This window comes from Nonomuraea sp. NPDC049480, assembly GCF_044465905.1.
Taxonomy (GTDB): Bacteria; Actinomycetota; Actinomycetes; order Streptosporangiales; family Streptosporangiaceae; genus Nonomuraea.
Genome location: NZ_JBITMD010000022.1, coordinates 151,441 through 164,775 on the forward strand (window position 1 = coordinate 151,441; position 13,335 = coordinate 164,775).

General features: G+C 71.2%; 11 protein-coding genes. 8 read left to right on the plus strand and 3 right to left on the minus strand.

Annotation, left to right across the window (positions count from 1 at the left end; all coding sequences use genetic code 11):
- Positions 1-2 precede the first annotated feature (2 nt).
- From ACIBX3_RS44520 to ACIBX3_RS44530, 3 genes are all read right to left on the minus strand, one after another.
- Positions 3-1,565 carry a hypothetical protein gene (locus tag ACIBX3_RS44520; RefSeq protein WP_397126673.1) on the minus strand — a complete coding sequence of 521 codons (1,563 nt, stop codon included), beginning with the start codon at positions 1,563-1,565 and terminating at the stop codon, positions 3-5.
- Entirely contained in the window at positions 1,562-2,995 is a 1,434-nt protein-coding gene (locus ACIBX3_RS44525; RefSeq protein ID WP_397126674.1) for a hypothetical protein, read from the minus strand. The genes ACIBX3_RS44520 and ACIBX3_RS44525 overlap by 4 nt, the downstream gene beginning before the upstream one ends.
- 129 nt (positions 2,996-3,124) lie before the next feature.
- Entirely contained in the window at positions 3,125-4,045 is a 921-nt protein-coding gene (locus ACIBX3_RS44530; RefSeq protein WP_397126675.1) for a CAP domain-containing protein, read from the minus strand.
- A gap of 257 nt (positions 4,046-4,302) precedes the next feature.
- Here ACIBX3_RS44530 and ACIBX3_RS44535 point away from each other — a divergent pair, with 257 nt between their 5' ends.
- The 8 genes from ACIBX3_RS44535 to ACIBX3_RS44570 all read left to right on the plus strand — a co-directional run bounded on the left by ACIBX3_RS44535 (position 4,303) and on the right by ACIBX3_RS44570 (position 13,284).
- The gene (locus ACIBX3_RS44535; protein WP_397126676.1) at positions 4,303-5,652 is read left to right on the plus strand and encodes an amidohydrolase; all 1,350 of its coding nucleotides are present in this window, start codon (positions 4,303-4,305) and stop codon (positions 5,650-5,652) included.
- Complete coding sequence (locus tag ACIBX3_RS44540) at positions 5,642-6,667, plus strand: LacI family DNA-binding transcriptional regulator (RefSeq protein WP_397126677.1); 1,026 nt, start codon at positions 5,642-5,644, stop codon at positions 6,665-6,667. Before ACIBX3_RS44535 ends, ACIBX3_RS44540 begins: the two co-directional genes overlap by 11 nt.
- A 70-nt stretch (positions 6,668-6,737) precedes the next feature.
- Entirely contained in the window at positions 6,738-7,484 is a 747-nt protein-coding gene (locus ACIBX3_RS44545; protein ID WP_397126678.1) for a glutamine amidotransferase, read from the plus strand.
- On the plus strand, positions 7,484-8,218 hold the full coding sequence (gene deoD, locus ACIBX3_RS44550; RefSeq protein WP_397126679.1) for a purine-nucleoside phosphorylase: 735 nt from the start codon (positions 7,484-7,486) through the stop codon (positions 8,216-8,218). The genes ACIBX3_RS44545 and deoD overlap by 1 nt, the downstream gene beginning before the upstream one ends.
- 144 nt (positions 8,219-8,362) lie before the next feature.
- Positions 8,363-9,496 (plus strand): BMP family protein, encoded by a 1,134-nt coding sequence (locus ACIBX3_RS44555; RefSeq protein WP_397126680.1) that lies wholly within the window; start codon positions 8,363-8,365, stop codon positions 9,494-9,496.
- Between the two features lie 28 nt (positions 9,497-9,524).
- Positions 9,525-11,150, plus strand: a complete 1,626-nt coding sequence (locus ACIBX3_RS44560; protein WP_397126681.1) for an ABC transporter ATP-binding protein — start codon at positions 9,525-9,527, stop codon at positions 11,148-11,150.
- Complete coding sequence (locus ACIBX3_RS44565) at positions 11,147-12,346, plus strand: ABC transporter permease (protein ID WP_397126682.1); 1,200 nt, start codon at positions 11,147-11,149, stop codon at positions 12,344-12,346. Before ACIBX3_RS44560 ends, ACIBX3_RS44565 begins: the two co-directional genes overlap by 4 nt.
- Positions 12,343-13,284 carry an ABC transporter permease gene (locus ACIBX3_RS44570; protein WP_397126683.1) on the plus strand — a complete coding sequence of 314 codons (942 nt, stop codon included), beginning with the start codon at positions 12,343-12,345 and terminating at the stop codon, positions 13,282-13,284. The genes ACIBX3_RS44565 and ACIBX3_RS44570 overlap by 4 nt, the downstream gene beginning before the upstream one ends.
- Positions 13,285-13,335 lie beyond the last annotated feature (51 nt).

Sequence of the window (13,335 nt, forward strand, 5' to 3'; positions counted from 1 at the left end):
GTTCAGACGGCGACCGCGCCCGCCGTGGCGAGCAGCTCGGGCAGGGTCCCGACGAAGCCCTCCTGGAGCAGCCGCAGCGCCACCATCCACGCCTCGGGACGCCCGCCGAGATGCCGGTGGACCAGCTCGGCCAGCCGGCGTAGCACTCGGAGATCCGGCATGGCGCGGGGCCCGGGCGCGAGCACGGCGTCGGGCGTGACCATGGACAGCACCTCGTCGGCGGTGAGCTCGCCGCGCCGCCGCAGCGCGGACGCCACAACCTGGCCGTAGAGCGCTTCGGCGTCCCAATGGGACCGCTCGCCCGGAGTCCGCAGGCGGCGGCGCGGGCCGAGGCCGGTCTCGTCGATGACGAACGGGCGCAGAGGCACGTCGCCGTCCCGGCCGAGCAGTGTGCGTACCGCCGCCGTGCCCCGCAGGCCCGGCAGCCACAGCGACTCCGTGTACAGGTCGAGCACTTCGGACGGCAGGGCCGCGACGATCTCCTCGGCGGTGAGCGTGGCCGCGACATAACCGTTCCCCGCGACCTTCACCACCGCACCTGCGCCGATGATCGGAAGGCGGTCGCGGACCAGGGCGAGCAGCGCGGGCGACGGGCTGGGAACGAGTGGCGCGAGCTCGGGATGATCGGCGATGGCCAGAAGCAGTAGCTCGTCGGGGACGTCCGTGCGCTGGGCCATAAGCCTGGCCGCCCGGTAGGGCAGCGGTCCTTCGCGCCGCCGCCGCTCCGGCTCGCCGTCCACCAGGGCGGGCCAGTCCACCCGGGGAATCGACGGGTGCCGCCGGTGGACGACCGAGCGGACCAGCGCTCCGTCGCCGAACGGCGCGCAGGCGGCGGCGTCGGCCAGTTCGGCGGCCGAGCGCAGCCATTCGGGGCGCCGTACGCGCTCGCTCAGCTCACGCAGCCGCGCCGCGCCCTCCTCACCGAGCAGTGCCGCCCGCACGTACGCGCTCACGCTCGGTTCCGACCCGTCAGGACCCCAGCGGGCCTCGGGCAGCACGCTGTTCCTCACCAGCTCGGCGAGCTCAGCGGTACGCCCCGCGGCCAGCAGCGTCCGGCATGCCCGGATCGCACCGTGCGGGTCCGCGCCCCTGCCGAGGCTCCGGAGGGCCTGGGCCGCCGTGCCGGGGTCGGCCGCGTGGAGCAGCAGGGACTGGAGTCTCTGCGTGACCGCCTTGTCCCGCACGTCCGAGGGAAGGGGCACCGGGGTGACGCCGTCGCGGCGGGAGGTCTGGTGCGCGAGTTGCCTGAGCAGGTTGCGTGGCATCTCACCGGAGAGGAACAACTGGCCGTTGACCTGGGGGTCGTCCAGATCGAGTAACTGGCCGAGCAGGGACGTCTCAGGATCGAGGAGTGCGTCTGCGGGCGGGAGGTTCTTTATGCCCGGACGGCGCAGCAGGGCCTCGGCGACCGGCCGGTTGAGCATGCCGTAGCTGAGGGAGGCGTGTCGGGTGAGCGGATCGCCGAGGAGCGTGTCCACCTCGTCCGGGGCGGCGAAGCGCAGCAGACCAGCGGCGCACGCGTGGATGTCGCGGGCCCTGACGGAGGTGACGGTCGTGGCATTCACGATCCGACACCGTAGGGGCTGGGATCATCCGGCGCCACCGGGCGTACGCGGTGGCAGGCCATCGGCGGCCGGTGCCGGTCCGGCCAGTCGTCGCCGCCCGGCGTGATCAGCCAGATCCACTTGTCCGGCTCGGCCGGCGTGATCGGCGGGGCATGGCCGTCGGTGAGCACGATCACCGTGTCCGGATGTTCTTCGAACCGCTCGCCGTTCACCGCGTGCCGGCCTTCGACATAGTCGCGGACCAGGCCGAAGTTCGTCCCGCCGCCACCGTGCACGCGCTCGCCCGGACGGAACGGCATGATCGCGCCGTCGAAGCTCAGCCAGTGCACCTCTACCCCGTCGACCTGCCCGGCCAGCTCGGTCACCCATCGCACCACCGGGTCCGGCATCGATCCCGAGGTGTCCAGGGCGATCACCAGCCTCTTCACTCGCTCCGGACCGCGCCGGACCAGCACGGGGTCGTGCCCGAGCGCGGCCAGCAGCGCTCCGCGCTTCTTCGGATAGATCAGCCGCTCGCCGGGACGGAGCTTGGAGGCCAGCACGTCCACCAGCCACTGCTGCCACCAGTGCACCCGGCGGGTGGCGACGGTGCGGCCGCGCAGGGCGTGCGCGCCGAGATCGCCCCAGAGCCGGTCCACGCGTTCGCCGGCGCCCTGGGTGCGGTCGAGCAGGTCGAGCAGCTCCCCATGGGCGAGCGCGCTGCCGCGCCTGGCCGCGATCAGCACGCTGCGCAGCACGTCGGAGCTGATCCTGTCCACGGTCTCCTGGTCGAGCCCGTCGCCGTCCAGGAGGAGGTGAACGCAGAGCGGTCCGGGCACAGGCGGGTTCCGCATGCGGCGCAGTTCCCGGTAGACGTCCATGTCCGTGGCCGCGAACCGGTCGTAGGCGAGCCAGTCGAGCCCCTGCGCCTCCAGGTCGTCGCGGTAGGCGCGGTGGATCACGCCGGGATCGACGCCGACAGGCTCGCCACCGATCTCCGGCAACCCTGCCTGGCGCAGCCGCACCATGGCGACGTGATTGATCGTCACCTCGCACGCCAGCGTGAAGACCGGGTCGTCGCGCAGGTCGGGATCGGCGAAGAGGTGCCGTTGCACCAGGTGGCGGGCCTCATGGAACAGGACGAAGCGCACGCCCTCCAGCCCTAGGGCGACGAAGAAGTCAGGGTTGTAGAGGAGCAGGCAGGTCCCGTCGCCGGAGGCGAGCACGGCCGCGGTGTCCACGGCCGTGGTCGGGATCTGGTGTGAGCACTTGCTGTAGATCCAGGACGCGATCGTGCTGTGCGTCATGCCGAGATCGAGCAGCGCCTGCTCCTTCAGCCGCCGTGCCCGTGCCACCGTCTCCTCATCGGCCGGCTGCCAGCGCTCCAGGGCACGGCGGTCGCTCAGCTCCACCACGGGGAGCCTGATCCTGCCCCTCTTTCCGTACACCATCCGCCAAGCGTGGCGGAATCAGACGCGGGTCACCAACTGACATACGCCGGCCTCGTGCCGCAGTCCACGGAGACGATACGTGTCCTGCCGGCCGCCGAAGGCGCTCGGCCAGGTCCTCCGGGCTGTGAGTCAGCGGGCGGCGAAGTCCTGCGTCCAGTAGATCTGCCCCTGAGCGTCCTTGGCCGCGCCCACCCCGATGAGGGTGTACGAGCAGTTCATGATGTTCTGCCGGTGGCCGTCGCTGTTCATCCAGCCCTGGACCACCTCGGCCGCCGACCGCTGGCCCATGGCGATGTTCTCGGCCAAGGCCGACCCGGTGAAGCCGGTCGCGCGAATGCGGTCGACCATGTCGCGGCCGTCCTGGGAGTCGTGGTCGAAGTAGTCGTTCTCCGCCATGTCGGCCGAGTGCCCGAACGCGGCCCTGCGCAGCCGTGCGTCGTGTTCGAGCGGGTCGCAGCCGCCCTTGACCCGTTCGGCGTTGGTCCGCCGGACGACCTCGTTCTCCAGTGTCGTGCCGACGGAGGCGATGGCCTCCTTCCTCTGGGGAACCGGCGCCGCCCCGGTCTCCCGCGTCGTGGAGGCGGGGGTGGGGGTGGGGGTGGGGGTGACGCAGGTCAGCCGTGTGGCCTTGGACTTGGCGGTGCCGCCCCGGTAGTCGGTGGCGACCGCGTAGTACGTGCCCGGCTCGCAGGGCAGCTTCAGGGTGATGCGGCCCTTCCTGGTGGCGCCGCTCTTGATGACCGGATCGTCGCCGGGGACCGCGCGCTTGACCTGGATGCGCAGCAGCGCCGGGTGCACACAGCCACGGCGGACGGCCGAGGCCTGGATCCTGAGGGCGGAGATGCCCGGCTTGACCACGTTCACGCGGCACTCGTCCGATTCGGTGGTCGGCTCGGGAGTCGCCTCTTCGGTCTGCGTCGGCGTCGAGGCCGGCGCCGCACCGTCCGCCGGCCCGGTCACCTCAGGCGCCGCTCCGGCCGCCCCGCCGCTGGATGGGGCGCAAGCGGCGAGGCCGGCGACGACGGCGAGCACCCCTAGGGGTCGACGCATGAGGTTTCCTCCAGTGGAGGGAGACGCTGGTGGTCCGCATTCTGTCGGCTCCATTACCGACTTGTCACGACAATACGGACATTTCGCCCTGTGAGTAATGTCAACCAGGCGCTAAGGACAGTCCATCGGTACCTGGTGGCAAATGGGAAGGTTCGCGCCGCAGGGACAGGGGCGATGGTGATCTTCGAGATGGAAGTTCGGCGCATGTTTCCCCTGACGGATTGTGCAAATCGTTTTGGACGGTTAGTTTCCAGCCTGTGAGCAGAGACGACGGCGGCAGGCTCGTCATCCGCGGATGTGACGTGCTGCGGATCCCGGCCGAGGGCGAGTGTGATGTCCTGCGGGCGCAGGACATCACGGTGGCGGATGGCGCCATCGAGTCCATCAGGCCGACGCGTGAGGCGGAAACCGCCGGTGAGGTCATCTCCGGGCACGGCTTGCTGGCCGTGCCCGGCCTCGTCAACGCGCACACGCACAGCCCCATGGTCATGATGCGCGGCGCGGCCGAGGACGTCTCCGTCGAGGAGTGGTTCAACGAGCGGATCTGGCCGATGGAGGTCAACCTCACCCCCGAGGACGTCCGCCTCGGGGCCGAGCTGGCCTGCGCGGAGATGATCTCCTCAGGGGTGACCGCCTTCGCCGACCACTACTTCTTCCCCGAGCAGATAGCCGACGCGGTCACGGCGAGCGGCCTGCGCGCCGACATCGCCCCCACCTACTTCAGCAGTCAGGGCGAGAAGGCGCTGGAGGCCACGGCGGAGTTCGCGGAGTCGTGGCACGGTGCCGCCGGTGGCCGCGTGACGGTGTCCATGGGCCCGCACGCGCCGTACACCGTGAACGACGCCGACCTGCGCACCGTCTCCGAGCACGCGCGCCGGCTGGGGGTGCGGATCCACATCCACGCCGCCGAGAACGTCGAGCAGACCCAGTCGAGCCTGGAACGCCGCGGGATCACCCCCATCCGAGTGCTCCACGACACCGGCGTGCTGGACGCCGGAGCCCTGATCGCGCACGGCTGCGGCATCGTCCCGCAGGACCTGCCCTTGCTCGCCGAGCACTCCGGCACCGTCGCGGTGGCCTGTTCGCCCAAGGGATATCTCAAGCATGCGTTGGTGCCGTTGACGCCCGTCCGCGCGCTTCTCGACGCGGGCGTCACCGTGGCCGCCGCGACCGACGGCCCGGCCAGCAACAACAACCTCGACGTCTGGGAGTCCCTGCGGCTCATCGCCCTCACCCAGAAGCAGGCCGAACGCGACGCCACGTGGATGACCCTCTCCGACACCCTGCGCCTGGCCACGCGCGGGGGTGCGCACGCGCTCGGGCTGGGCGACCGGATCGGCTGCCTGGAGCCGGGCAAGCGCGCCGACATCGTGCTGATGGACCTGTCCGGAGTGCACTGCCGTCCGCTCCACGATGCGCGGGCGGCGCTCGTCTACAGTGCCCGCGCCAGTGACGTGCGGACTGTCCTGGTCGACGGGCGGATCCTCATGCGTGACGGCCGGCTGACCACCATCGACGTGCCGGCCCTGCTCGGCGAGATCGACGGACGCGTGGCCCGGCTGCTCGACATCTCGCACGGGACGGCGGTGCAGCACTATGACCCCTGACGGCAGGCGGCCCCACGTGCGCAAACCGGCCTCCATCAAGGACGTGGCGGCCGAGGCCGGCGTGAGCGCGACGACGGTTTCCCACGTGCTCAGCGGCAACCGCCCGGTCAACGAGCAGACGGCGGCCCGCGTCCGGAGCGCGGTCAAGCGGCTCGGGTACGTCCCGGCGTCGCTCGCGCGCAGCCTGCAGGCCGGTGCGACCTCGGTGATCGGCCTGCTCATCCCCGACATCAGCAACACGTTCTTCGCCGAGCTGGCCAAGGGCGTCGAGGACGCCGCGCACGACCTGGGCTACGGCGTGATCCTGTGCAACACGGAGTTCGACGCGGACCGGGAGGACCGCTACCTGGGCCTGATCCAGAGTCGCTTCATCGACGGCATGGTCTACGCCGCCGGCTCCCCTCCGTCGCGGCAGCGGCTCGAATCGCTCGTGGGACGCTTCCCCATCGCGCTCGCCGATGAGGAGGTCGACGGGCTCACCGGGACGCTCATCGCGACGGCCGACCACGAGAGTGGAGGACGCCTGGTCGGGGAGCATCTGCGGGCGCTCGGGCATCGCCGCGCCCTCATGCTGACCGGTCCGCCGAAGCTCAAGAGCGGCATCGCGCGGGCGTCCGGCTTCATCCGGGCGTTCCACGGCGAGGTGTTAGAAGCCATCGGCGACTTCAAGGAGCACTCTGGACACCGCCTGGTCTCCGAGGCGCTCCGGGCGGGCCGGCTCCACCAGACGGCCGTGTTCGCCGCGAACGACCTGATGGCCTTCGGCGCCATCGCCGCGCTGCGGGACGCCGGCCTCCGCGTGCCCGACGACGTGTCCGTGGTCGGCTTCGACGACATCAGGGCGGCCTCCCTGACCGCGCTGACGACGGTGCACCAGCCGGCGTACGACGTGGGCCGCACGGCGACCGCCCAGCTTCTGCAGTACGTGTCGCGCGGCGAGGTGCCGCCCGCGTCCAGGCACACTCTTCCCGTCGAGCTCAAGGTGCGGGCCAGCACCGCGCCCCCCGCTTCCTGACCTCGCAACGACGCCAGCCCCCCGATGTCCGGGCGGGCCGGGCCGCCACGCCCAGAAAGGGATGATCCTCATGTCCAGAGTGCTCGTCGTCGGCGAGTCCTGGTTCACCTACTCCGTCCATCAGAAGGGTTTCGACGCCTTCTACACCTCCGAATACGTCGAAGGCGCAGGTGTCTTCCTCGACGCGCTGCGTTCGCGTGGGCACGAGGTGACCTACGTTCCCTCGCATGAGATCGCGCACCGGGTCCCGGGCTCGGCCGGCGGATTCGCGGCCTACGACGTGGTGGTCATCAGCGATGTGGGGGCCAACAGTTTCCAGCTCGCACCGGAGACCTTCGGCCGGTCCATCCCCACGCCGGACAGGTCGGAGCTCGTCCGGTCCTTCGTCGAGGGTGGTGGCGGCCTCCTCATGGTGGGCGGCTATCTCAGCTTCAGCGGCATCGACGCCAAGGCCCGGTGGGGACGCTCGCCTCTCGCCGCAGCCCTGCCCGTCACCATCCTCGATCGCGACGACCGCGTGGAGCTGCCCGCGGGGGCGGAGCCCAAGGTCGTGTACGCCCACGAGATCGTCAGCACGCTGGACGGCGTCTGGCCCACGCTGCTCGGACTCAACGAGGTGACGGCCAAGGAGGGGGCCACCGTGCTGGCCGAGTGCGGCGGACACCCGCTGCTGGTCGTGGGGGCCCACGGCGCGGGGAGATCGGCAGCGTTCACCTCCGACGTGGCACCCCATTGGGCTCCGCCGGGCTTTCTCGCCTGGGACGGCTACGCCGACCTGTGGGACCGGCTGGTCCGCTGGCTGGCGGGTGGTCTGTGATGGCCACCCCGCACATCGGCGCCGCTCCGGGAGAGATCGCCCCGCTGGTGCTCATGCCGGGCGATCCGCGCCGTGCGACGCGCATCGCGGAGGCACTCCTGACGGACGCCCGGCTGGTGACCGAGGTGCGCGGCATCCTCGGCTACACCGGGCTCCACGACGGCGAGCCGATGTCGGTCCTCGCCTCCGGCATGGGCATCCCGTCCATCTCGATCTACGCGACGGAACTGTTCAGGTTCTACGGTGTCCGCCGGATCGTGCGGGTCGGCACGGCCGGTGCCATCCCGCCGTCGGTCGCGGTGGGCGACGTGGTCATCGCCTCGGCCGCGCACACCGACTCCAGCGTCAGCCGGTTGCTCGTCGAGGGTGTCACGCTGTCGCTGAACGCGTCGTACGACCTGTTGAGCGCCGCGGTGGCCGCGGCGGGCGCGGGCGCGCACGTGGGGCCGGTGTTCACCAGCGATCACTTCTACCTGGAGCGCTCCAGCGTCTTCGACCAGCTGGAACGATACGGGACCCTGGCGGTCGAAATGGAGGCGGCAGGGCTGTACGCCGTGGCGAGCCGCGAGGGCGGCGAGGCGCTGGCCGTGCTCACCGTCAGCGACCACATCCGTACGGGCGCCTCGATGTCCGCCGAGGAACGGGAGACCCGCTTCGCGCGGACGCTGCGCATCGCCGCCGCGGCGCTGGCCGGCCCTCGCCGGCCCGGCCACGTCCACGCCGACCCGCACTGATCGCGCAGGTCAGCGCCGGAAAGCGCGGAACCTGACCGCCATACGAAGGCAACCTAACGGCAACACGCCAGCCGTAGCCAAAACGTTTTGCAAAGCTTACTGTCGTCCCAGCCCCATCGGACAAAGCGCCGGAAAGAGGCCTCCATGTTCGTTTCCAAGAAGTTCGCCGCCCTGGTGGTGGCAGGCGCGTTCGCCCTGACGGCGTGCGGCGGCTCCGGTGGTTCCGGTGGTTCCGGCGATACCGCCGCTTCGGCCGGGAGCGGCGCGCAGCAGAGCCCGGCCGCGGCCAATCCCCGCATCAAACTGGTGATCAACGGAGGTCTCGGCGACAAGTCGTTCTTCGACTCGGCCTACGAGGGCCTCCAGCGGGCCCAGCAGGAACTCGGCTACGAGCTCAAGGTGGTCGAGCTCGGCTCCGACCGGACGAAGTGGGAGCCCGGCTTCGAGGACGCCGCGGCGGCGGACGACTACGACATCCTCGCCGCCGGGACGTTCGACGTCGTCGACTACATCGGGAAGCTGGCCCCGGAGTACCCCGGCAAGAAGTTCTGGGTCTTCGACGCGCCGGTGGACTACGGCGGCGCGAACGGCGCCTGCTCCAACAAGTGCGCGAACGTCTATTCGGTCACCTTCAAGCAGAACGAGGGCGGCTTCCTGGCCGGCTTCCTCGCCCAGAAGGCCGTGGACGCGAAGGCCCTGCCGGGCGCCGAGTCGCTGACGAAGGTCGGCGTCATCGGCGGCGTCAAGATCCCCGTCATCGACGACTTCATCGTCGGCTTCAAGGCCGGATACTCCCAGGCCGGAGGTAAGGACTCCGACGTGCTCGTGCAGTACGTCGGCGGCGACAAGCCGTTCGGCGACCCGGCCAAGGGCAAGGAGGTCAGCACCGCCATGTACGGCCAGGGCGCCGCCATCGTGTGGCCGGTCGCCGGGCTCTCCGGGCTGGGCGTCTTCGAATCGGCGGTGGCGAGCAAGCGCTACACGTTCGGCATCGACTCCGACCAGTACCAGACCCTGACGGATCCGGCCCAGCGCGGCACTCTGATCACCTCGATTCTCAAGAACGTCGGGAACGCGCTGTTCAAGGCGGCTCAGCAGGAGAAGTCCGGTTCGGTGAAGTACGGCGCGATCGAGTCCGTCGGTCTCGCCGAGGACGCCGTCGGCTACGTGGACGACGCCCACTTCAAGCAGCTTGTGCCCGAGCAGGTGCGCCAGGAGCTCCAGGAAGCGGCGGAGAAGGTCAAGTCGGGCGCCGTCAAGGTTCCGAGCGCCTTCTAGACGGCTTCCCACCGGTTGGAGGAGAACGATGGCGGTATCGCAGGCGGCGAGCGGCCCGGCGATCGGCCCGGCGATCGGCCCGGCGATCGGCGCTGTCGCGGTCGCCAAGACGTACGCCAACGGCGTGCGCGCGGTGCGCGGCGTCGACCTCATGGTCCAGCCCGGCGAGATCCGGGCGATCGTGGGGGAGAACGGGGCGGGCAAGTCGACGCTGATGAAGCTCTTCTACGGGCTGGAGCAGCCGACGTCCGGCGAGATCGTGCTCGGCGGCCGCCCTCGGCGCCTGTCCGGGCCCAGCGCTGCGATCGCTCTCGGTGTGGGCATGGTGCACCAGAACCTCATGCTGGTGCCCTCGTTCACCGTCGCCGAGAACGTGGTGCTCGGCGTCGAGCCCGGCCGCGCCGCGCGTGTGGACCTGCGGGCCGCGGCGGAGAAGACCGCGATGCTGGCGGAGCAGGCGGGGCTCGCGGTCGAGCCCGGGGCCCGCATCGCCGACGTGTCCGTCGGGATGCGCCAGCGTACGGAGATTCTCAAAGCCCTGCACCGGGGCGCCCGCGTCCTCATCCTCGACGAGCCGACCGCGGTGCTGACGCCGCAGGAGGCCGAGGACCTTTTCACCTCCGTCCGCCGGCTGCGCGACGGCGGGATGACGGTGCTCTTCGTCTCGCACAAGCTGCGGGAGGTCCGCGAGATCAGCGATCGGGTCAGCGTCATGCGGGCGGGTTCACTCGTGGGGACCGTGGACACCGCTGAGGCGACGGAGCGGTCGCTGGCGGCGATGATGGTGGGGCGCGACGTGGGACCGCAGTCGGCCAAGCGCACGGCGACACCCGCGGGCGTCGTGCTGCGGGTGCGGGATCTCGGCCATCGGCCCGCCTCTGGTGGCCAGGCACTGGACGGCATCGACTTCGACGTGTCGGCCGGCGAGATCGTCGGCCTCGCCGGAGTGGAGGGCAACGGGCAGATCGAGCTCGCGGAGATCCTGGCGGGATTGCGCAGGCCGGCCTCGGGAGCCGTCCACGTCGACGGGAAGGACATGGCGGGCCTGGACGTGGCGGGGCACCGCAGGACCGGCGTCGGATACGTGCCGGAGGACCGGCTGTCCAACGGTGCCGCGCTCGACCAGTCCATCGCGGACAACCTCATCGTCGACCTGCACGCCCGGCCGCCCCTGGCCCGCCGCGGCCGGCTGCGGTTGCGCCGCGTACGCGCCCATGCGCAGCGGCTGATCCAGGACTACGCGATTCGCGCGCCCGACCCATCGGTTCCGGTCGGAGCGCTCTCCGGCGGCAACATGCAGAAGGTCATCGTGGCACGGGAGCTCTCCGCGGCCCCCCGGCTGCTCGTCGCGTCCCAGCTCACGCGTGGCGTGGACATCGGCGCGATGCGATTCATGCACGAGCGGATCATCCAGGCGCGGGACGGCGGAGCCGCCGTCTTCCTGGTGTCCGCGGACCTCGCCGAACTGCTCGCGCTGGCCGACCGGCTCCTGGTCATCAAGGACGGCCGGCTCGTGGCGAGGTTCGACGACGTGAGCGGTCTGACGGAGAAACAGGTGGGGCTCTACATGCTCGGCGTGGAGCGGCATGATCGCGCGCACGTGGCGGCCGGTCTTCAGGAGCCGGTCTCGGCGCGCGGCGGTGAGGCGACATGAGCGTACGGCTCGCGGCCGAGGCCGACGACCGGACGGAATACCGGGCGGCGCGGCGGCGCGGCCTCGCGGTGGACGCGGGCATGGCCGTGATGACCGTCCTGGTGGCCCTGTCCATCGGATTCGCCGTCATGCTGGCCACCGGGAACGACCCGGTGGAGGCGTACCGCACGATGCTGACCGGGCCGTTGGAGCGGTCGCCGCGGATCGGCCGCTGGCTCGAGGACGCCACCACGCTGGTCCTGCTCGGGTTGTCGGTGGCCATCCCGTTCCGGGCCAGGCAGATCAGCCTGGGGGCCGAGAGCCAGCTCTACGCCGGGGCCCTCGCGGCCGGGCTGGTGTCCATCCTGCTCCCGCTGCCGCCTGTGGTGGCGATGATCGTGCCGCTGGCCGCCGCGGCCGTCGCGGGCGCGGGGATGGGGCTGATCCCGGGTGCGATGAAGGCACGGCTCGGCGCCAACGAGATCGTCGCCACGCTGATGCTGAACGCGATCGTGGTCCGTGTCTACGACTATCTGATCAACAACCAGCTCAAGGAGCCGGGCAGCAGCGCGGTGCATTCCGCGCGCGTCCAGAGCGATGCCGTCCTCACGCCCCTGCGGGAGTGGTTCGGCGTCCCCCTCGGCCGGGCCAACGCCGGGCTCGTCCTGATGCTGGTGGCCGCGGCCGGCCTGTGGTTCCTGGTGACGCGGACGCCGCTCGGCTACCGCATCAGAATGGTCGGCTCCAACCCCGGCTTCGCGGAGTACGGCGGCATCCGCGTCCCCCGGGTCATCGAGTGGAGCTTCGTCATCGGCGGAGCCGTCGCCGGGCTGGCCGGTGCCCACCTGGTCCTCGGCGTGTACGGCCGGCTGGAGCCGGCCCTCGCCGGGAGCCTCGCCTTCGAGGGCATCGTCGTCGCCCTGCTGGCCCGCAACAACCCGCTGGTCGTGGTGCTCGCCGGCTTCTTCTACTCCTACCTGCGCGTCGGCGGCGACATCATGGAGCAGCAGACGGAGGTCGGCACCGAGATCGTCGTGATCATCCAAGCGGTCATCGTCCTGCTGGTAACCGCTCAGGCCCTGTCCGAGCCGCTCAAACGCCGGCTGGCCCGCAGGCGGGCGGCGATGGACGGGCTCGCCGGCGACCGGAGAGCCGAGCCCGGGCCGCAGGGCGATCTCGGCGTGTTGTCACGCGACGGTGCGGAGGAGACATCGTGAGCTCGGTCATGGACGTCCTCTTCAGCACCGCCTTCCTGGCGGCGGTGTTCCGCGTGGCCACGCCCTACCTCCTGGCGGCCTTCGGCGGCCTCGTCGCGGAGCGGGTGGGCGTGAGCAACATCGCCCTCGAGGGCCAGATGCTGGCGGCCGCGTGCACGGGGGCATTGGTCTCCGGCTACAGCGGCTCCACCACGCTGGGCGCGGTGTCCGGCGTCGTGGTGGCGGCGCTGCTGGGGCTGCTGCTCGCGGCGCTGACGCTGAACCTCGGCGCGGACGCGATCATCGCGGGCATCGGACTCAACCTGCTGGCGTCCGGCGCCACCGCGTACGCCGTCTACAGCCTGCTCGACGACAAGGGCGGCACCTCCGGCCTGCCCAGCGGGAGCCTGCCCGCCGTCCGCATCCCCGGCGTGGAGAGCATCCCCGTGGTGGGCGACGTGGTCAGCGGGCAGAACCTGATGACGTACGTCGCACTGCTCGCCGCGCCGCTCGTCGCCTGGCTGCTCCACCGGATGCGTTTCGGCTTCCACCTGCGCGCCGTCGGGGAGATGCCGGAGGCCGCGCGCTCCGTCGGCATCCGGGTGCGCCGCGTCCAGTACCTCACGCTCGCCCTCAGCGGCGTGCTGGCCGGGCTCGCCGGGGTGTTCCTCAGCATGGGCTATGTGTCGTTCTTCGTCAGGGACATGACGGCGGGCCGCGGCTTCATCGCATTGGCCGCCGTCTTCCTCGGCGGACTGCGGCCCTGGGGCGTCTTCTTCGCCGCCTTGGGGTTCGGCGCCGCGGAGGCCCTCGCGGTGCAGCTGGGCAGCCTCCAGGTGCCGCCGCAACTCGTCTCCGCGATCCCCTACGCGTTCACGCTCGTGGCGCTGGCCGTCTACGCCTACCGGCGGCGGGCCGGATCGAGGTCCGCGCGGGCGGGCCAGGCCCTCCGGCCGTGACCGCCGGTCTTCCCGGCCACCGCTGACTCCCTTTTCCTCGCCCGCCGTTCT

Bases quoted from the DNA above. Each gene is read 5' to 3' on its own strand.
- ACIBX3_RS44525 (WP_397126674.1), bottom strand. From the start codon at position 2,995: ATGGTGTACGGAAAGAGGGGCAGGATCAGGCTCCCCGTGGTGGAGCTG.
- ACIBX3_RS44530 (WP_397126675.1), bottom strand. From the start codon at position 4,045: ATGCGTCGACCCCTAGGGGTGCTCGCCGTCGTCGCCGGCCTCGCCGCT.
- ACIBX3_RS44540 (WP_397126677.1), top strand. From the start codon at position 5,642: ATGACCCCTGACGGCAGGCGGCCCCACGTGCGCAAACCGGCCTCCATC.
- ACIBX3_RS44545 (WP_397126678.1), top strand. From the start codon at position 6,738: ATGTCCAGAGTGCTCGTCGTCGGCGAGTCCTGGTTCACCTACTCCGTC.
- deoD (WP_397126679.1), top strand. From the start codon at position 7,484: ATGGCCACCCCGCACATCGGCGCCGCTCCGGGAGAGATCGCCCCGCTG.
- ACIBX3_RS44555 (WP_397126680.1), top strand. From the start codon at position 8,363: ATGTTCGTTTCCAAGAAGTTCGCCGCCCTGGTGGTGGCAGGCGCGTTC.
- ACIBX3_RS44560 (WP_397126681.1), top strand. From the start codon at position 9,525: ATGGCGGTATCGCAGGCGGCGAGCGGCCCGGCGATCGGCCCGGCGATC.
- ACIBX3_RS44565 (WP_397126682.1), top strand. From the start codon at position 11,147: ATGAGCGTACGGCTCGCGGCCGAGGCCGACGACCGGACGGAATACCGG.